Source organism: Serratia proteamaculans (genome assembly GCF_949794035.1).
GTDB lineage: Bacteria > Pseudomonadota > Gammaproteobacteria > Enterobacterales > Enterobacteriaceae > Serratia > Serratia proteamaculans.
On record NZ_OX461105.1, the window covers coordinates 3,823,206 to 3,847,525 of the forward strand.

The window sequence follows — 24,320 nt, forward strand, 5'->3', positions numbered from 1 at the left end:
AATGCTTGGGGCAACGGACAATAACCCTTGCCCTCACCTCTCAGTTCCGCCCGCCCTGGTCGGTAATAATGCCAAACTATATTCCCTGAAAATATTAAACCCAGCGCAAACAAATTATTCAAATATCGCCACCCCTCATAAATAAGTGAATTCTCATTTTATATCCATAAATTAAAATGCTAACATTGGTAACATGACGCGAATGGAGTAATAGCATGTTCCCCAACAAAAAATATTCACAACGAGCCAATCCGCTGACCAGTTATCAATTTTCACGCTTGCATACTTTTGAATGCGTCGCCCGTCACCTCTCCTTTTCATTGGCGGCAGAAGAACTGTCAATTACCCCCAGCGCCGTAAGTCACAGAATAAACTTGCTTGAGAAAGAGTTGGGCTTTCTTTTATTTCAGCGTTTTCACCGCAGAATTACGCTAACGCCGGAAGGCGAGCGGATGCAATGGTCGTTAAGCAGCTCCTTCGATGCCCTGACTCAGGAAATTCTTGATATCAGGAACCGTGAATTGACGGGTACCCTGACCATTTACTCCCCCCCCTCCATCGTACAGTGTTTGCTGATACCGAGGATCGGTGACTTTATTGCCCAGTATCCCACCGTTCATTTAAACATTCTCACCGGGCAGGAAAACATTAACCTGGCCAACAGAGGGGTTGATCTGGCTCTGTATTTTGGCCGGCTGCCGTCGGGCCAGCAGCTGGATGAAGCCTTTATGTCAGAGTCCATGGTCCCGGTCTGTACTGCGCAGTACGCCAAAACGCATAACCTCTACAATGCTCCTGAAAATCTGGCACACAGCACCCTGTTGCATGACAGATATAATTCCGGCGAAGACGAGTGGCAAACCTGGTCACAACATTTTGATTTGGGCCTGGATACCGACAGCAAAAGCATGGAGTTCGATCGTTCTGACCTGGCGGTGCTGGCGGCGACTCAACACCTGGGCGTTGCCATGGGACGGCTTAACCTGGTGCAAGACTGGATCAAAAGCGGCGAACTGATTATCCCATTTCCCCACATGATCCTGCCCTGCGAACACTGTTATTTTGTGTCGACCGTATCCGAACGTCAGTGGCCGAAGATCATCGCGTTCAAACAGTGGATGATGAAGATAGAGCCTCTGGCCTGATTGCCAGAGGTTTAAAATGATTACCACTTCTTTGGGGTATAAGAAAATTCAAGTGCGCAGCTGTACAACCGCCCGGCCTTTGAATAATAAATATGCTTGCGGCCGTTATCCCACACTATTGTAGCGTTATTAGAGAATTTTATTATCTCAACCGGTGTCTGGTTAGATAACCGACCGCGCTTAGTGCTTTTCACCACGAAAAAGTCACCATTATCACTGAGTGTAATCAAAGGATAACCCCAGGCATACTTTGATATTTGCACAGTAATGGTGAATTGACTTTCACAATTAATTTGATAGGTATTAACATCTACATCCATAGCTTATATTTTAGGTACAATTCCTCTATTGAGATAAAATAAATAAGAACAGCTCACGACAATCAATCCTAAAACGATCAGCACAGAACCCAATATAAACTCAATCTGCAGCGGCTCCCCCAAAATCACCACGCCGGCTAAAATTCCAAAAATGGGCGTCATAAAAGTCAAGATACCCAACGAGGACGCCTGATAATGACGCAGTAAAGAAAACCAGATCAAATAGCTGATAAAAGAGACCACTACCGTTTGGAATATCAGGCTGCTCCAGGCCACAGCACTCAAAGTGAAATGAACGTTCTCCGTGGTTAGCGCCAACAGAGATAGCAGAATGCAGGCACCCGAGAGCTGGAACAACAGGGTCTGTTTTGACGAGCAGTTTGCCAGCCCGGTGGTGCGAATGACGATGGTCGAACCGCCCCAGGACATTCCCGCCAGCAGGCCATAAATATCACCACGCAGTTGGCTTTCTGCGCCCGAGCTACCACTCATGCCGGAGATGGCCAGCACCACACCGCCGAAGGCGATGGCAATACCGACCCACTGTATCAACGACAGCCGTTCATGCCGAATAACAAAATGCAGCCCGATGGCGGAGAATAAAGGTGCGGTATACAAAAATACCGCCATGTGCGACGCGCTGGTATAGCGCAAACCTTCGGAGACGAAAAAGAACTCCAACGCGAACAGCCCCCCAACGCACAGGCCTGCTAGCAGCGTGGGGCGATCGAAAACGAACTTTTCGCTTCGGTAGCGCGCCAGGAGGTAAACCGCCAGGGCGGCAATGCCCGATCGAATGGCGATTTGCAGTACGGCAGAAATGTCCGGCTCGGCGGCCTTGATCGCCACCTGCTGCAGCCCCCATATGGCGCATATCATCATCATGGCGGCGGCAGCCCTGCTGTCTATGTTGTTTCTGGCACTCATCACACCACCTCAAGCCGCTTAAATAAAAATACACTCTTCCCTCACCGCTAATAAAAAGGTGATGGATAAATCTGAGGAAAATATAAAAGGTTAGTCTTTATAAACCACTATTTCCTGGTACATCTTAATCACTTCGCTATCACTGTCGACTTCACCGGTATATTCCGTTTGTTGCGCTACATGGGTCACCTTCCAGCCCCGTTTGGCCAGCTCAGGGATAGTGACGCGCCCAATATCACGACAGGTAAAGATCGTGTCATCACTCAGTCTAAGATTACCAATACTTGCATAATCATAAGCTTGTGACTGGCAAACGTGCGACTCGGCCGCCATCAACGGCAATGGCAACAGACCGATAATCAACATTAAATACTTTTTCATAACCCTCTCCATGATCCTTATTAGCCTTATCCATTTTGCAGATATCACCCTAGTCAATGACGTTATATCCGCTTATTTAAATCTCGTTCTGCGAGATGAAATTACACGGCATCTGCCCTTCACTGACAAGTGAAAAATATAAACCTTCGTGTTAGATGAATTCATCCGAGCATCATCGTCATTGTTGTGCCATTAAGTTAAGTTTTTCCATCGCCTGGCGGCATCGCAGCACCGCACTGCTGCCAGTTACAAAAAAACCAATAATTAGCAGGAAAAGTAACTTTTTGTGACGCACGTTGTGTTACATATGCATTTCGCTTTACCCACGCTAAAAGCAATGAAAACGCTCAGAAAACTTCCTGAGCAAATCACTGATGCCAGAAGGTTCAGTGAGGTTGGCAAGTACACACAGGGATATAAAATGACATACAAATTGCGCGCATTAACTCAGGCAATTGCTCTGGGATTGGTAGTTGGCAGTGCTTCTTTCGCTGCTCAGGCTGAAATCACCCTGCTGAAGCAGGATCCACAAGCGGGTGATCCGCTGAGCCGTCTTAACTTTACCGTCGGCGGCAGCATCCGCCCGCAGTTCAACAATATGACCGGCGATGGCGATAAAGGTTCTTACAAACGTAACGGTTTCGACGGCGGCACCCGCTTCCGCTTTGCCGCCGATTACTACCTGTTCGATGACATTAGCTGGATCAGCTACTACGAGTTGGGGGTGAATATCCCTGCGCTGTTCAACTGGGATAGCCACTATGCCGACGGTGCCAACAACACCAGCCGCCGCATGTTGTACACCGGTCTGAAAAGCAAAACCTGGGGACAATTGACCTTTGGTCAGCAGAACAGCGTGTATTACGACGTGGTCGGCGCCAAAACCGATATCTGGGATTACGACATGCTGGCCCAGGCTCCGGGCAACGGTATCAACGGGGATTACGACGGCTCCTACCGTTCACGCAAGATGCTGAAGTACAAAAACACCTTTGGTGATGCTGACGTTTATGCCTCATACCTGTTCAGCGATAACGAATACCTGCCGGGTAACGGCCTGCGCTACAAGCGCGAGGGCGGGGGTTCACTGGGTGTGGATTACCACCTGACGCCGGACCTGACCTGGGGCACCGCGTGGAACTATACCCGCGCCGAAATGCGTGATCCCTCCAGCAACAGCACAAAAGATTACGACCAAAACATCCTGGGTACCGCGCTGAGCTGGAAACCGGATAACTGGACGTTGACCTTTGGCGGCGGCTGGTACAACAACTTCCTGACCACCAAAAAAGCCAACCTTGACGACTACTTCGCCGGTGACGCCTGGGGTATTGAGTATCTGGCCGGTTATACCGTGCCGGTAGGGCAATATGCGGTGAAATCCGTAATGCCGTACTTTATGGGCGACCGTTTGGAGTACGTCAGCGGCCGTGACTATCAACGCATTGATAACGGCCTGGGCGTTACCGTGCAGTTTGATTACGGTTTCCGCGTAGATGTGGAACACGTGCTGACTTCAAGCACTGACAACCTCGGCGATATGACGCTGGTGCGTCTGCGTTACGATTTCTAATTGCTACCGACGTAAAAAAGGCCGCTTAAGCGGCCTCAGACTACGGACAAAGCCCGTTATTAGGGAGAGCGTGCCGAAGGGGTCGTAGCGGCTTGCCCGCCGACCAATTTGCCGGGAGCAAATTGGAACGACTCCGTCGGCCCGTAGGGTGGGACACACGGACGTGTCCCATAATGGCCCCTCGGTGCGCTAGGCCCGGGTATCTCGGATTCAAAAACAACTTTGTCATCAAAATCAGGCCGCTTCTGCGGCCTTTTCCATTATTTGCCCAGCATCAGAATCCGCCACGCACCGAGCGACCCACCGCTTCGCCCAGTTGCCACACCGCCATCGCATAATGGGTGCTGTGGTTGTAGCGGGTGATGGTGTAGAAGTTAGGTAAACCGTACCAATACTGGTAACTGGTCCCCATATCCAGGCGCAGCAGGCTGGCTTCCTGATTGCCGCCAAGCGACCCTTGCGGCGTCAGCCCGGCCTCAGACAAACTGGCAACCGAGTAGCGGGTTTTAAAGCCATTCTCCAACCCCGGAGCCTGACCGTTGGCCGGCACAGCAACGGGCTCACCCTTGGTCCAGCCGTGCGCTTTGAAGTAGTTGGCGACGCTGCCGATGGCATCCACTGGATCCCACAGGTTAACGTGGCCGTCACCGTTGAAATCAACCGCATAACTCTTGAACGAGGACGGCATAAACTGGCCGTAACCCATTGCTCCGGCGAAAGAACCGCGTAACTCCAGCGGATCATCCCCTTCAGTACGCGACATCAGCAGGAAGGTTTCCAGCTCGCCGGCAAAGTAATCGGCACGACGTGGGTAGTTGAAGGCCAGAGTAGACAGCGCATCGATAATGCGGGTTTTACCCATCACGCGGCCCCAACGGGTTTCAACGCCGATAATGCCGACAATGATCTCTGGCGGCACGCCGTAAACCTGGTAAGCACGTTGCAGCGCGTCCTGGTACTGATTCCAGAACTGCACGCCATTTTGCACGTTATCCGGCGTGATGAACTTATTGCGGTACCGCAGCCAGGAACCGTTCGGGCCGGACGGCGCCTGAGTGGTTGGCGTCGGTGCCTGGCGATCCATCAGCCGCAGTACAGAGTCCAGGCGTTTGGCCTGGGCCAGCACGTCATGCAGTTGCTGACGATCAAAACCGTGTTCCTGCACCATTTTATCGATAAAACGGGCGGTGTTCGGATTGTTGGCGAAATCACCGCCCAGCGGCTGGCCGGAATGCGCTGGCGTCAGCAAAAAACCGCCTTTGACGCTGTTGTCCTGAGGCGTGGCTGGGGTCGACTTCGGCCCGCTGCTACAGGCAGTGAGTAAGGTAAGCAGGGGGAGAAGAACAACTAAATGACGCATCGGATATCCATATAAGCCAGGCCAGTGATAAGTGTGGGTTATGTTAATCCATTGTCAGGTGCGAACAAACTGGATTATGTTGCCGATCATGGCGTCTTGACGCCAAAACCTTATAAAACGTGACGGGAAGCACAGAAACAAGGAATTACTTAGGGTAAGCAACCGCACAAACAGAACCTAAACATTGAATAAATGAGAACAATTATCATATTGACTCAAAAAAAAGCATCACTACACTCCCCTCTTTGGCTGACTGCGCTGGCAGCCATCACTGAAACAACGGAATGTCACTGTGGAAACTCTAGGACAGATCGCTAAAAACATCTTTAAACGCCGTATTACCCGCAGGGAATATGTTTTCTCGGTGGCTGTGTTCGCCGCCGGTCTGACGTTGCTGTCATACCTGTCGCCCTATCTGGATAAAAATCTTTTCCGCGCCTATGCGCACAGCGACATTGCCGAGTTCTTTTCGGTATTTGTCTATTTACTGTGCATTATGTTCTGGTCACTGAGTTGGATAAGTTTAACCGTCTGGCTCGTCGCCCGTACCGCCTTTCGTCTCAATGACGTCGGCACGCCTGGCTGGCCGCTGGCACTGGTGATGTATCTGCTTAGCGTGGTGAATAACTATTATCCCGGCCCGATACAACGCTGGCTGGTGGTTATCAGTCTGATTGGCGTGGCCTGCGCACTGTTGTTACCTACCGGATGGCGCACGCGCAAAGCGGGTTAGCCGTCAGTATCGCCACTGGCTATCTGTGGGGCAAGCGGTCACAATGCCGCATCATTCCCGGCCCAAACAGGAAATACCATGTCTTGCCACTATCCCGCCCACTACGCCTTTGATAACGACAGCGATGCCTGGCAGATTCACTTTCGTGATTTCCCTGAACAACAGGCCGCCTGCTATAAACGTGAAGACATAGAACTGGAAGCGCAGGAAAGCCTGCTGATTGCCATTGCGCTGGAAATGGAAGAAGGCCGCCCGGTGCCGCCCCCTTCCCGCCCCCTGCAGGATGAACTGGCAATCCACCTGCCGGTGCTGGTTAAACTCAAGCTCGAACTGCATAACATTATGCTGGCCGGAACCACCTCAAAAGCGGAACTGGCACGTAAACTGGGCTTTAACGCCGGGCAAATGGATCGCCTGCTGGACGTTGCCTATGCCTCCAAGGTCGAAGCTTTGGAACAGGCTCTTTACCTGTTGGGCTATGAGGTGAATACGGAAGTTATAGCTACGCCATCACCGCAGATTAAATAAAAACTAAACTTTTTCTGCGGCCGGCCGATGTGGTTGTTACTGGACATCATTCACATCATCAAAGGCCGTAAAATGCACTGGAGCCGCCGTGAGATTTGGATAGCCATGATGCTATCCTGTGCGCTTTTTTTGACCATTGTCGCTATCGGTATTGCTACAGCACTTGAGTAAAATCAAGCGGCCTTGTACATGATCTGATGTGGCTAAAATATTACCTATCTTTATCGCGGCAGCCTGAGCAGGCTGCCTTTCTTAGGTTAAAAACTACCTGGTAAATCCTTTACAAGTAAAATCAAGCAGGTTTTCTGTATGCCCAGTATTATTTTTTACGCGCCTTGCCTCATCTGCCAATAAAACAAAGCCTTGCTGTTTGTTCTCGAATAACACGGGGACGACTGCAACTCCAAATTTTTTCATTTCACTACCATTTTTAGCCAACTGCCGACCAATTTGAACAAAGGGATAAACCCCGTCCAAATTATCCTGCCTGATACGTTTACCCAGATAATGCTGCCCAACCAGATTATCGGACAATTCAGTCCAGTCATCGCCAATGCTGGAGAGTTGCCTGTCGATACTACGCCGGATATGCGGCTTCAAACATGCAATATGAATATGCAACTGCCCTTGTGTGCGACCTCCCTGAGAATTTATCGTCAAGGCAAAAGCATTGCGAGGTAACTCTTTACCATAAACCTGGTCCAACACGTGACGATTCCGCCAGGCAAGGGAAAAATAATCAGGCGTGGTGGATAACAGCAATTCTGGGCTTTCAACACCTTTCAATTTCAAAGTTGGAACCAGTAAAAAGTGGTATCGAGTTTCCAGATCGCGCACTACCGCATAGCCTTTCTGTTGGCCCTCATCCAAATAGACTTTTTCGCAAGGAAATGCAGAACCAAGTAGTTGATAATTAAAAACACAAAGATTATTAACTACCCGCCATAACGCACTACTGGCAAACGCGGGCAACGCTGAAAATAGCAGTATCAATGCTAAAAATAATCGTAATTTTTTCAATATCAACACGTTCTATTTTTCCTATCCGAATTGCAGTCCTTAGAATATCACTGCGCAACAGTGAAACTGAACCCTACTCTCAGAAATAAAAATCGTTTAAAAACAGTCTACGCTGGTTAAAAAACCGTCAAAAAGTGTGATCAAAAACACAGTATTGTAATCTGGCTGGTATTGGGAGTACATTAACGCCGATCCTGTCGTGGTTCATGTTTTACCTCACGGACTTTGAAGCACGACAACCGGGTAATCTGTGGTCAAGGACGTTGTTCTTCCTATTGAAGGATCCGCCTCTCCACTGCCGACTACCCACAAAATACTCAGCACAACAATCGGGATCATTGGCTTGCGAGGGACTCCAGACGGGAGTTGTTCAGTGAAATATTTTGTATTTGGCGTTTCATTCATGTTGGTTACATGGATTGGCACCTTTATGCTGATGGTTGCATAACCACGGCATGACCGGGAATATAGATACATAGATAAAGGGGCGCACCTGCGCCCCTTTGTTGTTTCTGAATCTGGGCTATTTGCCCGGCATCATGCGACGTAAGGTGTCATCCTTGCGCAGATAATGGTGGTAAAGCGCCGCCAGCGTATGTGCACCAATGATGAAATAACCGGTATTGGCCAGGGTCTCATGAGTACTTTTGATGAGCCGACGCAGCAGGGGATCCGGCGTAACGAACTGCGGCACCTGCCAACCCAGTAGCACCCACTCCTTCCCGCCATAAGCCAGCGTCAACACCCCCAGCACCGGTAAAGCCAGGAACAACAGATACAGCAACCAGTGGAAAATTTTGGCGCCCCATTCCTGCCATTCTTCAAGCGGCGGTGTGGTGGCCGGCGTGCCATGTCGCCGACGTAACCCCAGCCGGATGAACATCAGCAAAAAGACCGCAAGGCCAAAATTAAAATGCAGATTTTTTACCAGCGATGCCAGGTCATCCGGCACCGAATCCTTTAACAGCATCGCCGCATAGGTGAGGATCACCATCAGTAGCGTCAGCCAGTGCAACACAATTTGTGATTTTGCATAACGGTTACCCATACACTCATCCTGATAAATAAAGAAAATCTTATTGGATCATAGTGGGTAAATGATGAAGAAAACCTTAGCGGCGAGAAAAAAGGCCGGTGCGAATGCGCCGGCCTGAAGCAATTATTTGGTGGTGCTCGGTTTGATCAACCCATCCGCCCGGAACATGGCTTTGATACCGCGTACCGCCTGACGGATGCGATCCTGATTTTCTATCAGCGCGAAACGCACATGGGTGTCACCGTAGTCACCAAAGCCGATACCTGGCGATACGCAAACCTTGGCCTCTGCCAACAGGCGTTTGGCAAACTCCAGTGAACCGAGATGCGCATAAGGCTCGGGAATTTTGGCCCAGACGTACATCGCAGCCTTCGGGTTTTCCACCATCCAGCCCGCTTCATGCAACCCTTTCACCAGCACATTGCGGCGCTGACGGTACTGTTCCGCGATATCCCGCACGCACTGCTGATCGCCTTCCAGCGCAGCTATGGCGGCCACCTGCAGTGGCGTAAAGGTACCGTAGTCGTGGTAACTCTTGATACGCGCCAGCGCGTTGACCAACTCCGGGTTACCGACCATAAAGCCGATACGCCAGCCCGCCATATTGTAACTTTTCGACAGGGTGAAAAATTCCACCGCGATGTCCTTGGCGCCAGGCACCTGCATAATCGAGGGTGCTTTCCAGCCGTCATACACAATGTCGGCATAGGCCAGATCGTGGACCACCAGCACGTCGTATTGCTTGGCCAGCGCGACCACGCGTTCAAAAAAGTCCAGTTCCACACACTGAGCGGTCGGGTTCGAAGGGAAGCCGAGGATCATCATTTTCGGACGAGGAATGGTTTCACGAATGGCGCGCTCCAACTCACCAAAGAAATCCACGCCCTCCACCAACGGCACCGAACGCACCTGGGCGCCGGCAATCACCGCACCGTAAATGTGAATCGGATAGCTCGGGTTCGGCACCAGTACGGTATCGCCGTGGTCAAGCGTCGCCAGCATCAGGTGTGCCAGCCCTTCTTTTGAACCTATGGTGACAATGGCTTCGCTTTCGGGATCGATCTCCACCTGGTAACGGTCGGCGTACCAGCGTGAAATAGCACGACGTAAACGCGGAATACCCCGCGAAGTGGAATAACCGTGGGTGTCGTCACGCTGGGCAACGGTGCAGAGTTTTTCCACAATGTGCGGCGGCGTTGGCCCGTCGGGGTTACCCATGCTGAAATCGATAATATCCTCGCCACGACGGCGTGCAGCCATCTTCAGTTCGGCGGTGATGTTGAATACATAAGGGGGAAGACGTTCAATACGCGTGAAACGGCGTTGCGGACTATTATCAGCCATAGATACCTCGAAGAGACGTTAGCGCCCGGACCATCCGAGCGACGCTGGCCAACCTAAAGATTGACCGGATATTGAACATATCCCAGCTTCAGCAGGGTTGTCGATACCCGGCACAACTTTTTTATTTTCCGGCCTTAAACTCCCTGGCCAACAGCCCGAACTGCCAGTCATCACGCCACTGCCCCGCCAGCCGGTAGTTATCACGCAGCGTACCTTCCAGCAGAAAGCCACAAGACTCCAGCAACCGGCGCGAAGCGATATTGCCCTCGGTCACGGTGGCAGTCAGCTTATGGAAACCACAGGCGTTAAAACCAAAATCCAGCACTGCACGCAGTGATTCCTTGCCATAGCCCTTACCTTGCGCGGACGGCAGCAAGGCGTATCCCACTTCCGCCTGTTGGTAAGGCAGCCACATCGAGCGAAAACCGGTCATGCCAGCCACTTCTCCGCTTTCTTTCTCTCGCAACACCAGGCACAACCATTGATCCAAATGCTTGTCCCAGGTTGGTAAACGGGCCTCGAAACGACTGAGGATACCTTCCTCGCAGTACGGGTCGGAGATGTAACGGATCACATCAGGATCCTGATACAGGCTTAAAAACAGCGGCCAGTCGTCGGCCGTCAGCGACTCCAGGGTCAAACGCTCAGTGACCAACTTCATTGCTTTTATCTCCTAAAAACGTGGATCTCCGAAAAACGAAAATAAGGAAGTTACGAATGAAAGATATCCCTTTATTTTCCCCTATTAAATCCAGATAATCATTAACGTCAAAACAACAAAACCATAACGCCTTACCCGGTCACCTACAACCGTCCGTCGTTGCCCATCCGCAGCGCGAGGAGAACACCATGGCTTCCTTACAGATTGACGATATTCCAGGCACAATTAAAACCGTCAAACAGCAGATCCGCCAGGCATTGCCTGATTACCGTGAGACCTTTTTGGCGCTGGAAGAAAACATCCGCCAGCAGGTTGAACAAATCCGCCGGGAACTGGCCGCCGGTCAAAGTCCGGTGCCGCAAGTCGATGCCGAAGATATCCTGCAACAACGCGTCAGCGAGCAGCAAAAAGCGCTGATCAAACAGCGCGGTGCCTGTGCCATTCGTGGCGTGTTCCCCCGCGATAAGGCCGCAGCCTGGAATCAGGAAATCGGTGACTATCTCGAGCGCAACAACTTCGTCGAACGCCTGAAAGGGGCTGCCGAAGACAATTACTTTGGCAAACTGGCCGCCAGCAAGCCGCAAATCTACGGTATTTACTGGTCCAAACCGCAGGTGGAAGCCCGTCAGGACGCCCGCATGCACGCGGTGCAGGTGTTCCTCAACAGCCTGTGGGAAACCGAGAGCAACGGCAAACAGCATTTTGACCCAACGCGCGTGACCACCTACGCCGATCGCACCCGCCGCCGCCCACCGAACTCCTCGTCACTCGGCCTGTCGCCGCACGTAGACAGCGGCACCATTGAGCGCTGGCTGGATGAGAACTTCCGCTACGTTTACCGCCACGTGTTCTCTGGCAACTGGCAGGATTATGATCCCTTTGCCGCCGACGGGCGCACCGAAGTCCGTGAAATCGCATCACCGGCGGTGTGCTCAATGTTCCGTACCTTCCAGGGATGGACGGCACTGACGCCACAGCGCACCCACGCCGGCACGCTGAATCTGGTCCCGATTGCCAACGCCATGGCCTACGTGCTGTTGCGTGCGTTACAGGATGACGTCGCCGACGACGATTTGTGCGATGCCGCCCCGGGCCGTGCGCTGTCGATCTCCGAAAAATGGCATCCCCTTTTAATCAGTGGGATTTCCCCTATTCCTGATTTAGAACCGGGCGACACGGTTTTCTGGCATTGCGACGTGATCCACGCGGTGGAAAACGAGCATAACGGCGAGTTCGACAGCAACGTAATGTATATCGCTGCCGCGCCGGGCTGCGAGAAAAACGATGCCTATCTGCAGCGCCAACTGCCCAGCTTTATTGCCGGTAAAACCCCGCCGGATTTCGCTCCCGACGATTTCGAAGTGGATTTCATCGGCCGCGCCACGCTTGAACTGCTGACACCGCTCGGCAAGGAACAACTGGGCATCAAATAGCGCCGTTCCCCGTGGCGCACCGCCAGGCCGCCACGGGGTTCATTCGCTGTGATATACTTCTCACTTATTTCCGCCGCAGCGAGAGCCCGTCGTGCACCCTTTTTTTGAAATGCTGTTAGCGGTATTTGATCGCGCCGCGTTGATGTTGATCTGCCTGTTTTTCCTCACCCGCACCCGGTTGTTCCGCCAGTTGCTGCAAAAAGAAGACCATACGCCGCTGGAACTGGGCATGGTCACCGCCATCTTCTCGCTGTTTGCGCTGTTCAGCACCTATTCCGGCGTCAACGTTGAAGGCTCGCTGGTCAACGTGCGGGTGATCGCCATCATGGCCGGCGGTATCCTGTTCGGCCCCTGGGTGGGGATCATTACCGGTATCATCGCCGGGGTGCACCGTTATCTGATCGATATCGATGGCATTACCTCGGTTCCCTGCCTGATCACCAGCATCATTGCCGGTATCAGCGCCGGGTATATCAACCTGAAGGTGAAAAAAGAGCAGCGCTGGCGCGCCGGGATCATCGGCGGCATGCTGTGCGAATGCCTGACCATGCTGTTGATTGTGCTGTGGGCCAAGCCGACCGAACTGGGGCTGGATATCGTCTCCAAAATCGCGCTGCCGATGATCCTCGGTACGGTGTGCATCGGTCTGATTGTGCTGCTGGTGCAGAGCGTGGAAGATGAAAAAGAAGTGATCGCCGCCCGGCAGGCCAAACTGGCGCTGGATATTGCCCGCAAAACGCTGCCGTATTTCCGCAATATCAACAGTGAATCGCTGGCCACCATCTGTGACATTATTCGCCAGGACATTCAGGCCGATGCGGTGGCTATCACCGATACCCATCAGGTACTGGCCTATGTCGGCGTGGGTGAAGAGGCTTACCCGATCGGCCGTGAAGGGCTGAGCCGGGTGACCCGTGAAAGCATCCGGCACGGCAAGATCATCATCAAAAATAATCTGGAAAACCCGGCCACGCCGCAGATCCACTCGCAATTGGTGATCCCGCTGTGGGAAAAAGGCGAAGTGACCGGCGCGCTGAAAATTTACTACTGTCATGCACACCAGATCACCAATACGCTGAAGGTGATGGCAGTGGGCCTGTCGCAGATTATCTCCACCCAAATGGAGGTGTCGCGCATTGAACATCTGCGGCAAATGGCAGACAAAGCGGAAATGCGCGCTCTGCAAAGCAAGATCAACCCGCACTTCCTGTTCAACGCACTGAACGCCATTTCGTCCTCGATCCGCATCAATCCGGACACCGCGCGCCAACTGATTATCAACCTGTCCCGCTACCTGCGCTATAACCTGGAGCTGAACGACGAGTTGATCGACATTCGCAAGGAATTGCACCAAATTCAGGATTATATCGCCATCGAGCAGGCGCGCTTCGGTGCCAAGCTGACGGTGATTTATGACATCGATGACGATATCTCGGTGCGCATCCCCAGCCTGCTGATCCAGCCGCTGGTGGAGAACGCCATCGTGCACGGCATTCAACCGTGCAAAGGCAAGGGGGTGGTGGTAATTGCGGTGAAAGATCAGGGTGACCGGGTCAGGATTTCGATCAAAGATACCGGCCACGGCATTGACCCGCAGGTCATCGAACGGGTAGCGCGCAACGAGATGCCTGGGCACAACATCGGCCTGCTGAATGTACATCACCGGGTGTCCCTGCTGTACGGCGAAGGGTTGCGCATTCGTCGCCTGGAGCCGGGCACCGAAATTGCCTTTTATATCAGCAAAAATGGCGGCAAACTGCCGGTAGAGAACAACGCACTGCCGGCCGGGGAACCCTCATGAAAGCCATCATCGTTGAAGACGAGTTCCTCGCGCAGGAAGAACTCGGCTATCTGATCAAAAAACACAGCAATATCGTTATCGAAGCCACCTTCGAAGATGGTCTGGACGTGCTGAAATACCTGCAGAACCATCAGGTCGATGCCATTTTCCTCGACATCAATATCCCGTCGCTGGATGGGGTATTACTGGCGCAGAACATCAGCAAATTCGCCCATCGCCCTTCTATTGTGTTCATCACCGCCTATAAAGAGCATGCGGTGGAAGCCTTCGAAATCGAGGCCTTTGACTACATCCTCAAGCCTTATCACGAAGCGCGCATCGTCACCATGCTGCAAAAGCTGGAGGCGCTGCATAACCGCCCCGCCAGCCTGCCGGAACAGGCCAGCGCGCCGAACCGCAGCAGCCACAGCATTAACCTGATCAAAGACGAGCGGATTATCGTTACCGACATCAACGATATTTACTATGCTGCCGCCGATGAGAAAGTGACGCGGGTGTATACCCGACGCGAAGAGTTTGTGATGCCGATGAACCTCAGCGAGTTTTACGGTCGTCTGCCTGAAGAACATTTCTTCCGCTGCCACCGTTCCTACTGCGTCAATCTGTCAAAAATTCGCGAGATCGTACCCTGGTTCAACAACACCTATATTCTGCGGCTGAGCGATCTGGATTTTGAAGTGCCGGTCAGCCGCAGCAAGGTAAAAGAGTTTCGCAAACTGATGCGTTTATAATCGCCAGCCGTTACCAGCGTGGCCCCGGGCGATAGTAATAGCCCGGCGGCGGTGGTGGTGGCATACGGTAATGCGGGCGGTCGCGCCATTCGCGTCGTGGCGGGCCGTAATAAATAACCCGTGGTGGCGGACCATAGTAATAACCGCGCGGGCGTTCATAGCCCCGGTGTTCAGACCACCAGCGCGGATCGCGCCAGCGACCGCCGTCCCAATAGTGACCGCGATTATCGCGATCGCCAATGTGCAATGAAAGGCCCGGTACATTGACGCCAATCGATACGTCTGCGTGGCTCACCAACGGCAGCGACAGCAGTGCGGCTAATAACAACAGTATTTTCTTCATCTCAACGACTCCTGCAGAGCGGAACCCGTCCGTTCGCAGATAACATAGATCTGCGCCAGCCGCCGCTCTATAGGAACAATGCCCATTTACGCCTTTCACACAGATCCTTCACAATTCAACCACAATCACCGCCGGGTGATCGGCGATAAATCGCTAACATTCTTGATATAGATCACGTAGCACCCGCCGCATTTCACGCCCTTTTAAGCGCAAAAAAGGCAACTCATGCGCCTTCTGATGCATTTCATTCCTTCCCTTGTGCAACTCATTCCCGATCCGCCGTCCAGTGGTATTACCAGCCTTATAATAAGCCCATACCGCGGGGCCTTAGACGCTATCCGCAAATTTCCGCCAACGGCTAACGCCCGGCAATGCACACACAGGAAGGAGTCCGGCCATGAACACCAAACCGGCAAATCGCAGCTTAATCGTTCTGGGGACCATCATCTGCCAGATGGGTCTCGGTACTATCTATACCTGGAGCCTGTTCAACCAGCCGTTGGTCGATAAGTTCCACTGGGGCCTCGGCGACGTCGCCACCACCTTCTCCATCACCAGCTTCTTCCTGGCTTTCGCCACGCTGTTTGCCGGCAAACTGCAGGAACGTTTCGGTATCCGCAACCTGACGCTGTGCTCCGGTATCCTGGTGGGTCTGGGCCTGATGGCCAGCGCCTACGTCAGCTCACTGAATATGGTCTATCTGCTGGCCGGCGTAGTGGTCGGTTTCGCGGTCGGTATCGCTTACATCTCTACCCTGTCTAACCTGATCAAGTGGTTCCCGGCCAACAAAGGGCTGATCTCCGGTATCTCAGTCGGGGCTTTCGGTACCGGTAGCCTGCTGTTCAAATACGTTAACGCCGCACTGATTACCGACGTCGGCGTGTCCTCCGCCTTCTTCTACTGGGGTGCCATTGTAATGGCGCTGATCGTGCTCGGCTCCCTGCTGTTGAAAGAACCGGTACTGGTGAGCAACTCGGCACAGCAAGGTACCCACGGCCTGGGCAATGACTACAGCGTGCGCCAGATGCTGGCCACCAAAGAAGCCTACCTGCTGTTCATCATTTTCTTCGCGGCCTGTATGAGTGGCTTGTACCTGATTGGTATCGTGAAGGACATGGGCGTGCAACTGGCCGGAATGGATTTAGCTACTGCCGCCAACACCGTTTCTGCCGTCGCTATCTTCAACACTGCGGGCCGTATCATTCTGGGTACGCTGTCCGATAAAGTGGGCCGCATGCGCGTCATCAGCTTCACCATGCTGGTTACCGTACTGGCGATTGTGGCACTGAGCTTCCTTACCCTGAACCACACGCTGTTCTTCATCTGCGTCGGCGCCGTCGCCTTCTGCTTCGGTGGCAACATCACCGTGTTCCCAGCGATTGTCGGTGACTTCTTCGGCCTGAAAAACCACAGCAAAAACTACGGCATCATCTATCAGGGCTTCGGTCTGGGCGCACTGGCCGGTTCGTTTGTCGCCAAATACTTCGGCGGCTTCCATGCCACCTTCATCGTGATTGGCGTGTTGTCAGTGGCTTCTCTGATAATCACCCTGTTCATCAAGGCACCGAAAGCGGTAGCGCAGGAAGAAGAACACTTCCCGCAGACGGAGCTGGCAAAAGCCTAACTCCTCAAACGATAAAAGGGGCGCAACTTAACGGTTGCGCCCCTTTTTTTATAGTAGAGATATTGATAGCGAAATAATAGTAATTGGCCCAACAAAAAATAATTAGCAAAGAAATTAATAATTATTGTTCTGGGTTTGTAAAACATTGTTATGATGAGCGGAATTCAATGTCGAGGATAGGGAAGTGAAAAGTTTATTACTGTTTTCTTCTGCAATATTATTGCTGACTGGTTGCTCAGCCAAATACAACACAAATAACATCCAAAAAAACACAGAGCTTTTAATTAAAGATACCCCCGTAGTCATAGCGAAACCTGCTGATGGCGCATATGAAACGCATAATTACGCAGGTTCGGGTAATGCTACAGCAACGGCTGTTAAAGCCGCATTCTTGCAACACTCAGATAACGTGAGTGTTTTCACAGATTGCGAGGACACTGCTTGCCTGAAGAGTAATCACCCAATTAGTCGTGGGTATTACGTAATCCCACAGATATTACACTGGGAAGACAGAGCTACTGAATGGTCCGGCAAACCTGACAAAATAGAAGTAAAAATCACCATATACAATGCAGAATCAAATACTAGAGTTGCTTCAACAATTATTAGCGGGAAAAGCAAATGGGCAACATTTGGAGGTGACCATCCACAAGACTTATTGCCTGAACCCGTTAACGCGTATATCTCCAGTCTGTATTAAGTGAACTTACCGCCAAGATTCGTCCCCCCCCCCCACAATAATCTTGGTACAAATAATCCCGGCAAATCAGCATACCGCTGTTTTGCCGGGATTATGCATTACAGATGCATGCCCAGCGTTTGACGCAGATGAGCGCCGGCACCCAGCAGGCCAGGTTGCCCGTGAGTGATCATAAATACCGGAATGTCGTGCACGTAATCTTTGAAACGCCCTTTATCCTCGAACGCCGCACGGAAGCCAGAAGCTTTAAAGAACTCCATAAAGCGCGGCACTATGCCCCCAGCAATATAAACGCCGCCAAAGGTGCCCAGGCTCAGCGCCAAATTGCCGCCGAAACGCCCTAGAATGACGCAGAACAGCGACAAGGCGCGGCGACAATCAATGCAGCTGTCGGCCAGTGCGCGCTCGGTAATGTCCTTTGGCTCCAGCTTTTCCGGCAGGCGCTTATCCGACTTAACGATAGCGCGGTAGAGATTGACCAGCCCCGGCCCGGACAGCACACGCTCGGCAGACACATGGCCCACTTCGGCGCGTAACACCTCCAGAATGATATCTTCTTCTTCACTGTTCGGTGCGAAGTCCACATGGCCGCCCTCGCCCGGCAGGCTCACCCAGCGACGGTTAACGTGCACCAGATGCGCCACCCCCAGACCGGTACCGGCGCCATACACTGCAATCGGCTTGTCTTTCTGCGCGCTGCCACCGCCGAACTGCAACACGTCGTCTTGCGACAGCATCGGGATCGCCATCGACACGGCGGTAAAGTCGTTGATCACTTCCAGGTGGCTCAGCCCCAGGCTGGCCTTCATCTCTTTGATCGAGAACGCCCAGGTATGGTTGGTCATCGCTACCCAGTCTTCAGTGACCGGGCAGGCAATGGCAATACAGGCGTCCTGCACCTGAATATCCTGCTCGGATAAATATTGGCGGATCACCGCCTCCAGGCTGTCAAACTCCAGGCCGGAATAGGTTTTCGCCTGGGTAATTTCACCCGTCGCCACAGTGCACAACGCCAGGCGGGCATTGGTGCCGCCTACATCACCTACGAGGGCATAAGTCATCAGTATCTTCTCCGCGGAATGAATAATTGAAAGCTGCCCACACTGTAAAATCCCGCTGCAAAAACAACAATCACCATCCTTCACGCGGCCATCCATTAGCGATCCAGATCACAAAAAACATTTCAGCCCATCCCTTTCAGGGCGATTTGAAACAAATTGCGGCAAAAAACGCGCTACCACGGCTGTTAACCATCAACACAGAAAGGCACTATTAATTGGCTGTGGCCCCAGGCCTGGCCGGAAATTTCTTTGCGTGCCAGAGTGCTGATTGTCTGGCAAGCTGTGGTCACAATTCAATCACCCGTTCGCCCTGCCATCCGGGGCCATTAACAAGGGATCGCCGCATGTTGCACCCGCGCGCCAATGCCATGTTGGCTTTCGCTCTGCCCGCTCTCGTTATCGGTTCGGCTTCAAGCCTGGTGCTCATTCTGGTGATGAAATTCGCCGATGCACTGCAGCGGCTGCTGTGGGTGAATATTCCCGCGGTTATGAATATCGACACCCAGTCGCCCTGGTGGTTGATCGGCATTCTGACGCTGACCGGCGTCGCCGTCGGGTTAATTATCCGCTATATGCCCGGCCATGCGGGGCCAGACCCGGCAACGGAATCGCTGATCGGCATGCCTCTGCCCTTGTCGGCGGTGCCCGGTCTTGCGCTGGCACTGATCGTTGGCCTGGTGGGTGGCGTCAGCCTGGGGCCGGAAAACCCGATCACTGCCATCAATATCGCGTTGGTGGTGGCAATCGGCTCACGTCTGCTGCCGAGAGTCCCGCGCATGGACTGGATTATTCTGGCCGCAGCCGGCACCATCGGCGCACTGTTCGGCACTCCGGTCGCCGCTGCGCTGATCTTTTCACAAACGCTGGCGGGCAATAATGATGTGCCGCTGTGGGATCGGCTGTTTGCCCCGCTGATGGCAGCAGCAGCCGGTGCGGTCACCACCCAACTCTTTTTCACCCCGAACTTTACCCTGCAGCTTGATGCCTATGGCGTTACCCGGCTGACGGATATTTTCAGTGGATCTATCGTCGCGCTGATCGCCATCGCGCTGGGCATGGTGGCGCTGTGGAGTTTTCCGCATATCCATCGCCTGTTCCATTCGATCAAGAACCCAGTACTGATGCTGGGGCTGGGCGGCTTTGTGCTCGGGCTATTGGCATTAATCGGCGGCGAGGTCACCCTGTTTAAAGGGCTGGATGAAATGAAGCGGCTGGCGATCGGCGAGAATTTTTCGGTCACGGAACTGCTGCTGATCACGCTGACCAAACTGGCGGCACTGGTGATTGCTGCCGCCAGCGGTTTTCGTGGTGGGCGCATCTTCCCGGCAGTGTTTGTCGGGGTGGCGTTGGGCCTGATGCTGCATCAGCATGTTCCGGCGGTGCCGGCGGCCATTACCGTCTCCTGCGCCATTATGGGGTTGGTGCTGGTGGTCACGCGTGACGGCTGGCTCAGCCTGTTTATGGCCGTTGCGGTGGTGCCGGAGTTGCACCTGCTACCGGTGCTGTGTGTGGTGATGCTGCCCGCCTGGCTGGTGCTGGCGGGCAAGCCACTGATGCTGGTGGGTAAACTCCAACCGCCGCACGACGATTAGGCTAGCGAGTATTCTGCTGCTGCGCGCGCATGGATAGCAGTGGTGTCAAATACCGGCACTGACGCATCCTGCGCGCCAACCAGCAGACCAATCTCGGTGCAGCCGAAAATAATCCCCTGAGCGCCCTGCTGTTCCAGATTGCCGATAATACGGCGATACTCATCGCGCGACGCATCACGGATTTTCCCCAGGCACAGCTCTTCATAAATAATGCGGTGCACAATGTCGCGATCGGCCGCCACCGGGGTGACCACCTCAATGCCATACTTTTCCTGCAGTCGCCCACGATAGAACTCTTGTTCCATGGTAAAACGCGTGCCGAGCAGCCCGACGCGGCGAATATCCTGCTGACGCACCTGCAACGCCGTGGCGTCGGCGATGTGGATCAGCGGTAAGCCGCTGGCCTGTTCAACCGCATCCGCTACCTTGTGCATGGTGTTGGTACAAATGACGATGGCCTGTGCCCCCGCAGCACGCAGTGAGGCCGCAGCGGCAGCCAGCAGTTGCCCCGCCCCCTGCCAATCGCCCTGATGCTGCAAGCGTTCCACCTCGTGGAAATCGACGCTGTAGAGCACGATTTTGGCCGAATGCAGGCCGCCAAGTCGCTCCTTAACCTGTTCATTGATCATGCGGTAATAAGGAATGGTCGATTCCCAGCTCATGCCGCCCAGCAGGCCCAACACTTTCATCGTTTGCTCCTCAGTCATTGCTGCAATTATCCGACATTACCTGAGAATCGCAGGGATGACGACGCCTTATTTAGCGGAGGAGTTGACTGGCTGACGCGCCTCAAACCAACGCTGACGCAGCGTATCGTACGCCCAGTTATAGAACATGGTGTACGGCAGGAAGAACAGGAAGAAGCCGATCTCCAGCATAAACGCCTGCCCCAAAGAAATGCTCAGCATCCAGGCGGCAATGGGCACGCCGATCAACACAAAACCGGCCTCAAAGCCCAGGGCATGAAACACCCGCACTTTAAGATTACGCACCACGCGGCCCACCGGCCACAGGCGGTCAAAAACGGTGTTATAAACCATGTTCCATACCATGGCGACGGTGGACAACATCACCGCCAACGCACCGACCTGTACCATCGAACGGTTCAACAACCACGCGCCCAACGGGGCGCAGACCATCACGGCAATGGTTTCGAAACCGACGGCGTGGACGATACGTTCAACGAAAGACTTGTTTTGCAGTTGCATACATCACCTGTTTTATCCCTTATGAATTTGTAGGGGCGCTGCATGCCGCGCCCGCATAAATTGGAGCGAATATATTCGCCCCCTACTAAACTCAGGTGATTATCATCGATTTTTTGGGTAGATTAAAAATAGGTTCCATCGATAAAGTAGATACATCATGCGCTATTCTCCCGAAGCCCTACAGGCGTTTGTTGAGGCCGCCGCCCTCGGTTCTTTCTCAGCCGCCGCGCGCAAGCTGCGCAAAAGTCAGTCCACTGTCAGTACCGCGATCGCCAATCTGGAAGCCGATCTCGGGCTAAACCTGTTTGATCGCCAGGCACGCCAGCCGGTATTAACCGCCGCCGGTCACAAAGTGCTGGCCCATGTGCAGGACATTCTCACGGCCAGCGAACGACTCGACGCGCTGAGTATTCGGCTGGCGGACAATATAGAACCCCGCCTGACCATCGTTTTTTCCGATACCTACCAACCCACCCACCACGATCGCCTGATGCAGCACTTTGAACAACGCTATCAGGACATAGAGCTGGAGTGCATGATCGCCGAGGACGGCGACGTACTGGATCTGTTGCAAAGTGGCCGTGCGCATCTGGGTATGGTGGAAGTGCAGGCCAGCTATCCACCGGATATCGGCTTTGCACGGCTGCCGGAACAGACGGAGATGGGGCTGTTCGTCACCCACTCGCACCCGCTGGCGCAGACGCCTTCCCCCACGCCGGAACAACTGTCCAGCACCCGCCAACTCTATCTGAACACCTACACCGGCGCCGGTGCGTCCCGTCCTCAGGGCCGGGTCTGGTCGGCACCCAGTTACCTGATGCTGCTGGAAATGGCCGAGCAAGGGGTCGGTTGGGCCACATTGCCGAACTGGCTGGTGCGGCAATATGGCCATGACAAATTAACCGAACTTAAGCCACGCGGATGGCCGAAGCTGATTTCAGTGGATGCGGTTTGGTCGAAACTGACCCCGCCAGGGCCGGCGGGGTATTGGTTGCTGGAACGCCTGCTGGAGAACGCGACGGATCAGGCCGCCGCGTTACGCGACTGAATGGCGCGCGAGACGGTATCCAGCAATTCGGGAATATCCATCTTTGGCAGCACCACTTCCACAAAAGCCAGTTGCGGGCTGTCGCCGACTTCTCTCAGCGCCTGGCGCAACTGTTCTGGTTCAGTAACCCGCAGCGTTTTCACCTGATGTTCGCCGGCTAACGCCTGCGGCAACTGCGTCCAGTTCCACTGGGCGATATCGTTGTAACGCTGTTGCGGGCCGTGGATAGCCCGCTCAACGGTATAACCGTCATTATTGAGCAGGAAGATCACCGGTTTCAGCCCGTCGCGCAGCATCGAGCCCAGCTCCTGTGCGGTGAGCTGTGCCGAACCGTCGCCGATTAACAGCACCACCCTACGGTCCGGCTCCGCCGTCTGGGCACCGAATGCCGCCGGCAGGGTATAACCGATAGACCCCCACAACGACTGGACGATAAACCGACAGCCCTGCGGCAGACTAAGCGCCGCAGCACCAAAACAGGCCGTGCCCTGCTCGGCGATCACAATGTCGCCCGGCCGCAGAAAGTCCTGCATCTGTTGCCAAAAACCGTGCTGATCCAAACCACTGCCGTTCGGATCCGGTAATACCGGGCGTTTAATCGCCGGTAATTGCCATTGTTTTACCAACGTCAGCGTCAACTGGTGCAACGCAATGACCGCGTCTCGCATTGGGATCTGGCTGAAGACTTGCTGCCCTACCCGTGCTTCAAACGGCTGAATATCAATGCATTTCTCCACCGGCAGATGATGAGTGAAGCCAGCGGTAATGGTATCGGTAAAACGCACGCCGACGTTAATGACGACATCGGCGCCCTCAATCAGTTGCTTCACCTGCGGATCGCTGGCCGCACCGGCATAGGTGCCGGTAAAGCAGGCATGGGTTTCATCCAATACGCTCTTGCCAAGCAACAGGGTTGAATGTGGCATATCAACCTCATTCATCCACTGTGCCAGCACCTTTTCAGCCCCAAAGCGTTCCGCCAGAAAATCCGCCAGCAGGGAGACCCGCTTGACCGGCAGCAGCATTTCCCGCGCGGCGGCGATAAAGGCTTGTAGTGACACCTGAGAACAATGGGCCTGCCGCAGCATCAGCGGTGCCGGTCGGGATGCCAGCGGTGCTTCTGCCACCTCACTCGGCAACAGCAGATAAACCGGACGATGCTCAAACAAGGCGATGGTCAGCAGCCGATCTATTTCTGCCTCGGCGTTGTCGGCGGTTAGGCTGGCCTGCGCGACGGTGACCTCTTTCGCCATACGGGCAAAGTGGCCGAAATCGCCATCGCCCAGAGAATGGTGCAATAAATCTCCAGCCTGCTGGGCACGTAATGTGGGGGCACCCACTACGTGGATCACCGGCAAGTATTCAGCGTAGCTGCCGGCAATGCCGTTGACCGCGCTCAGTTCACCCACGCCAAAAGTGGTCAGTAAAGCGGCAGCCGGTTTACAGCGTGCATAACCATCTGCGGCATAGGCGGCATTCAGCTCGTTAGCACAGCCTACCCAGGTGATCTGCGGATGAGCGATGACATGATCGAGAAACTGCAGGTTGTAGTCCCCGGGCACGCCAAAGAAATGTCGGATACCGATCTGAGCCAAACGATCGAGTAGGTAATCGGCCACCCTATAGGTTTTATTCATGATCATCACCTGCCAACAGTTGAGATTGTCAGTATTAAGTATCGAAGATGTGGTATGAATTTCGAGCTTTGTGTTTAAAAAGGGATTGGCAACCCAGCGTTACATCGACGCACC

24 protein-coding genes are annotated in these 24,320 nt (G+C 53.6%); 12 read left to right on the top strand and 12 right to left on the bottom strand.

Features of this window, described 5'->3' with window-relative positions:
* The first annotated feature begins 215 nt into the window (after positions 1-215).
* The gene (gene dsdC, locus QOT07_RS17820; protein ID WP_283603676.1) at positions 216-1,145 is read left to right on the top strand and encodes a DNA-binding transcriptional regulator DsdC; all 930 of its coding nucleotides are present in this window, start codon (positions 216-218) and stop codon (positions 1,143-1,145) included.
* A 323-nt stretch (positions 1,146-1,468) separates the two neighbouring features.
* Here dsdC and QOT07_RS17825 read toward each other — a convergent pair whose 3' ends face one another.
* Entirely contained in the window at positions 1,469-2,392 is a 924-nt protein-coding gene (locus QOT07_RS17825) for a DMT family transporter (RefSeq protein WP_099063691.1), read from the bottom strand.
* A 90-nt stretch (positions 2,393-2,482) separates the two neighbouring features.
* Positions 2,483-2,773, bottom strand: a complete 291-nt coding sequence (locus QOT07_RS17830) for a hypothetical protein (protein ID WP_261427954.1) — start codon at positions 2,771-2,773, stop codon at positions 2,483-2,485.
* Positions 2,774-3,194: 421 nt separating this feature from the next.
* Here QOT07_RS17830 and QOT07_RS17835 point away from each other — a divergent pair, with 421 nt between their 5' ends.
* Positions 3,195-4,346, top strand: coding sequence for a porin (locus QOT07_RS17835; protein ID WP_207978895.1), 1,152 nt, complete (start codon positions 3,195-3,197; stop codon positions 4,344-4,346).
* Positions 4,347-4,620: 274 nt separating this feature from the next.
* On the opposite strand, the gene mltB is transcribed toward QOT07_RS17835, so the two are convergent.
* A complete protein-coding gene (gene mltB, locus QOT07_RS17840) occupies positions 4,621-5,706 on the bottom strand; it encodes a lytic murein transglycosylase B (RefSeq protein WP_283603677.1) in 1,086 nt (361 codons plus the stop codon).
* Between the two features lie 292 nt (positions 5,707-5,998).
* On the opposite strand from mltB, the gene QOT07_RS17845 reads away from it, so the two are divergent.
* Entirely contained in the window at positions 5,999-6,439 is a 441-nt protein-coding gene (locus QOT07_RS17845) for a DUF805 domain-containing protein (protein ID WP_099063687.1), read from the top strand.
* 78 nt (positions 6,440-6,517) lie between these two features.
* Entirely contained in the window at positions 6,518-6,967 is a 450-nt protein-coding gene (locus QOT07_RS17850) for a type II toxin-antitoxin system HicB family antitoxin (RefSeq protein ID WP_283603678.1), read from the top strand.
* Positions 6,968-7,231: 264 nt separating this feature from the next.
* Here the strand turns inward: QOT07_RS17850 and QOT07_RS17855 are convergent, their stop codons facing one another.
* Positions 7,232-7,996: a CDP-diacylglycerol diphosphatase gene (locus QOT07_RS17855; RefSeq protein ID WP_283603679.1), complete on the bottom strand. Its 765-nt coding sequence runs from the start codon at positions 7,994-7,996 to the stop codon at positions 7,232-7,234.
* Between the two features lie 364 nt (positions 7,997-8,360).
* On the opposite strand from QOT07_RS17855, the gene ypdK reads away from it, so the two are divergent.
* Entirely contained in the window at positions 8,361-8,435 is a 75-nt protein-coding gene (ypdK, locus tag QOT07_RS17860; protein WP_112349011.1) for a membrane protein YpdK, read from the top strand.
* 75 nt (positions 8,436-8,510) lie between these two features.
* Here ypdK and QOT07_RS17865 read toward each other — a convergent pair whose 3' ends face one another.
* The 3 genes from QOT07_RS17865 to QOT07_RS17875 all read right to left on the bottom strand — a co-directional run bounded on the left by QOT07_RS17865 (position 8,511) and on the right by QOT07_RS17875 (position 11,028).
* The gene (locus tag QOT07_RS17865) at positions 8,511-9,035 is read right to left on the bottom strand and encodes a cytochrome b (RefSeq protein ID WP_099063684.1); all 525 of its coding nucleotides are present in this window, start codon (positions 9,033-9,035) and stop codon (positions 8,511-8,513) included.
* Between the two features lie 111 nt (positions 9,036-9,146).
* Positions 9,147-10,367 (bottom strand): alanine transaminase, encoded by a 1,221-nt coding sequence (alaC, locus tag QOT07_RS17870; protein WP_112348774.1) that lies wholly within the window; start codon positions 10,365-10,367, stop codon positions 9,147-9,149.
* A gap of 121 nt (positions 10,368-10,488) precedes the next feature.
* On the bottom strand, positions 10,489-11,028 hold the full coding sequence (locus tag QOT07_RS17875) for a GNAT family N-acetyltransferase (protein ID WP_099063682.1): 540 nt from the start codon (positions 11,026-11,028) through the stop codon (positions 10,489-10,491).
* 188 nt (positions 11,029-11,216) lie between these two features.
* Here QOT07_RS17875 and QOT07_RS17880 point away from each other — a divergent pair, with 188 nt between their 5' ends.
* From QOT07_RS17880 to QOT07_RS17890, 3 genes are all read left to right on the top strand, one after another.
* Complete coding sequence (locus QOT07_RS17880; protein WP_283603680.1) at positions 11,217-12,461, top strand: DUF1479 domain-containing protein; 1,245 nt, start codon at positions 11,217-11,219, stop codon at positions 12,459-12,461.
* Between the two features lie 109 nt (positions 12,462-12,570).
* Positions 12,571-14,262 carry a sensor histidine kinase gene (locus tag QOT07_RS17885; protein ID WP_221345010.1) on the top strand — a complete coding sequence of 564 codons (1,692 nt, stop codon included), beginning with the start codon at positions 12,571-12,573 and terminating at the stop codon, positions 14,260-14,262.
* Positions 14,259-14,993, top strand: a complete 735-nt coding sequence (locus tag QOT07_RS17890; RefSeq protein WP_283603681.1) for a LytR/AlgR family response regulator transcription factor — start codon at positions 14,259-14,261, stop codon at positions 14,991-14,993. The genes QOT07_RS17885 and QOT07_RS17890 overlap by 4 nt, the downstream gene beginning before the upstream one ends.
* A gap of 10 nt (positions 14,994-15,003) precedes the next feature.
* Here QOT07_RS17890 and QOT07_RS17895 read toward each other — a convergent pair whose 3' ends face one another.
* Positions 15,004-15,336: a DUF2502 domain-containing protein gene (locus tag QOT07_RS17895; RefSeq protein WP_099063679.1), complete on the bottom strand. Its 333-nt coding sequence runs from the start codon at positions 15,334-15,336 to the stop codon at positions 15,004-15,006.
* 397 nt (positions 15,337-15,733) lie between these two features.
* Here QOT07_RS17895 and QOT07_RS17900 point away from each other — a divergent pair, with 397 nt between their 5' ends.
* Together QOT07_RS17900 and QOT07_RS17905 are read left to right on the top strand one after the other, a co-directional pair.
* Positions 15,734-16,960: an L-lactate MFS transporter gene (locus QOT07_RS17900; protein WP_283603682.1), complete on the top strand. Its 1,227-nt coding sequence runs from the start codon at positions 15,734-15,736 to the stop codon at positions 16,958-16,960.
* A gap of 184 nt (positions 16,961-17,144) precedes the next feature.
* On the top strand, positions 17,145-17,660 hold the full coding sequence (locus tag QOT07_RS17905) for a DUF4823 domain-containing protein (RefSeq protein ID WP_283603683.1): 516 nt from the start codon (positions 17,145-17,147) through the stop codon (positions 17,658-17,660).
* Between the two features lie 98 nt (positions 17,661-17,758).
* Here the strand turns inward: QOT07_RS17905 and glk are convergent, their stop codons facing one another.
* The gene (gene glk / locus QOT07_RS17910; protein ID WP_099063704.1) at positions 17,759-18,724 is read right to left on the bottom strand and encodes a glucokinase; all 966 of its coding nucleotides are present in this window, start codon (positions 18,722-18,724) and stop codon (positions 17,759-17,761) included.
* Between the two features lie 341 nt (positions 18,725-19,065).
* Between glk and QOT07_RS17915 the strand changes: the two genes are divergently transcribed.
* Complete coding sequence (locus tag QOT07_RS17915) at positions 19,066-20,313, top strand: ion channel protein (protein WP_099063677.1); 1,248 nt, start codon at positions 19,066-19,068, stop codon at positions 20,311-20,313.
* Here the strand turns inward: QOT07_RS17915 and QOT07_RS17920 are convergent.
* Both QOT07_RS17920 and QOT07_RS17925 read right to left on the bottom strand, forming a co-directional pair.
* Entirely contained in the window at positions 20,310-21,002 is a 693-nt protein-coding gene (locus tag QOT07_RS17920; protein ID WP_099063676.1) for an aspartate/glutamate racemase family protein, read from the bottom strand. The two genes, QOT07_RS17915 and QOT07_RS17920, sit on opposite strands and share 4 nt — an antisense overlap.
* 66 nt (positions 21,003-21,068) lie before the next feature.
* Positions 21,069-21,521, bottom strand: a complete 453-nt coding sequence (locus QOT07_RS17925; RefSeq protein ID WP_283603684.1) for a multidrug/biocide efflux PACE transporter — start codon at positions 21,519-21,521, stop codon at positions 21,069-21,071.
* Between the two features lie 157 nt (positions 21,522-21,678).
* Here QOT07_RS17925 and QOT07_RS17930 point away from each other — a divergent pair, with 157 nt between their 5' ends.
* Complete coding sequence (locus QOT07_RS17930; RefSeq protein ID WP_219016721.1) at positions 21,679-22,569, top strand: LysR family transcriptional regulator; 891 nt, start codon at positions 21,679-21,681, stop codon at positions 22,567-22,569.
* Here QOT07_RS17930 and QOT07_RS17935 read toward each other — a convergent pair.
* On the bottom strand, positions 22,545-24,206 hold the full coding sequence (locus tag QOT07_RS17935) for an alpha-keto acid decarboxylase family protein (protein ID WP_283603685.1): 1,662 nt from the start codon (positions 24,204-24,206) through the stop codon (positions 22,545-22,547). The genes QOT07_RS17930 and QOT07_RS17935 overlap by 25 nt on opposite strands.
* Between the last annotated feature and the right edge of the window lie 114 nt (positions 24,207-24,320).

Bases quoted from the DNA above. Each gene is read 5' to 3' on its own strand.
- QOT07_RS17825 (WP_099063691.1), bottom strand. From the start codon at position 2,392: ATGAGTGCCAGAAACAACATAGACAGCAGGGCTGCCGCCGCCATGATG.
- QOT07_RS17890 (WP_283603681.1), top strand. From the start codon at position 14,259: ATGAAAGCCATCATCGTTGAAGACGAGTTCCTCGCGCAGGAAGAACTC.
- mltB (WP_283603677.1), bottom strand. From the start codon at position 5,706: ATGCGTCATTTAGTTGTTCTTCTCCCCCTGCTTACCTTACTCACTGCC.
- QOT07_RS17920 (WP_099063676.1), bottom strand. From the start codon at position 21,002: ATGAAAGTGTTGGGCCTGCTGGGCGGCATGAGCTGGGAATCGACCATT.
- QOT07_RS17930 (WP_219016721.1), top strand. From the start codon at position 21,679: ATGCGCTATTCTCCCGAAGCCCTACAGGCGTTTGTTGAGGCCGCCGCC.
- QOT07_RS17925 (WP_283603684.1), bottom strand. From the start codon at position 21,521: ATGCAACTGCAAAACAAGTCTTTCGTTGAACGTATCGTCCACGCCGTC.
- QOT07_RS17865 (WP_099063684.1), bottom strand. From the start codon at position 9,035: ATGGGTAACCGTTATGCAAAATCACAAATTGTGTTGCACTGGCTGACG.
- alaC (WP_112348774.1), bottom strand. From the start codon at position 10,367: ATGGCTGATAATAGTCCGCAACGCCGTTTCACGCGTATTGAACGTCTT.
- QOT07_RS17935 (WP_283603685.1), bottom strand. From the start codon at position 24,206: ATGAATAAAACCTATAGGGTGGCCGATTACCTACTCGATCGTTTGGCT.
- QOT07_RS17830 (WP_261427954.1), bottom strand. From the start codon at position 2,773: ATGAAAAAGTATTTAATGTTGATTATCGGTCTGTTGCCATTGCCGTTG.
- QOT07_RS17895 (WP_099063679.1), bottom strand. From the start codon at position 15,336: ATGAAGAAAATACTGTTGTTATTAGCCGCACTGCTGTCGCTGCCGTTG.
- QOT07_RS17850 (WP_283603678.1), top strand. From the start codon at position 6,518: ATGTCTTGCCACTATCCCGCCCACTACGCCTTTGATAACGACAGCGAT.
- QOT07_RS17915 (WP_099063677.1), top strand. From the start codon at position 19,066: ATGTTGCACCCGCGCGCCAATGCCATGTTGGCTTTCGCTCTGCCCGCT.
- QOT07_RS17885 (WP_221345010.1), top strand. From the start codon at position 12,571: ATGCTGTTAGCGGTATTTGATCGCGCCGCGTTGATGTTGATCTGCCTG.
- QOT07_RS17875 (WP_099063682.1), bottom strand. From the start codon at position 11,028: ATGAAGTTGGTCACTGAGCGTTTGACCCTGGAGTCGCTGACGGCCGAC.
- QOT07_RS17835 (WP_207978895.1), top strand. From the start codon at position 3,195: ATGACATACAAATTGCGCGCATTAACTCAGGCAATTGCTCTGGGATTG.
- QOT07_RS17900 (WP_283603682.1), top strand. From the start codon at position 15,734: ATGAACACCAAACCGGCAAATCGCAGCTTAATCGTTCTGGGGACCATC.
- dsdC (WP_283603676.1), top strand. From the start codon at position 216: ATGTTCCCCAACAAAAAATATTCACAACGAGCCAATCCGCTGACCAGT.
- QOT07_RS17880 (WP_283603680.1), top strand. From the start codon at position 11,217: ATGGCTTCCTTACAGATTGACGATATTCCAGGCACAATTAAAACCGTC.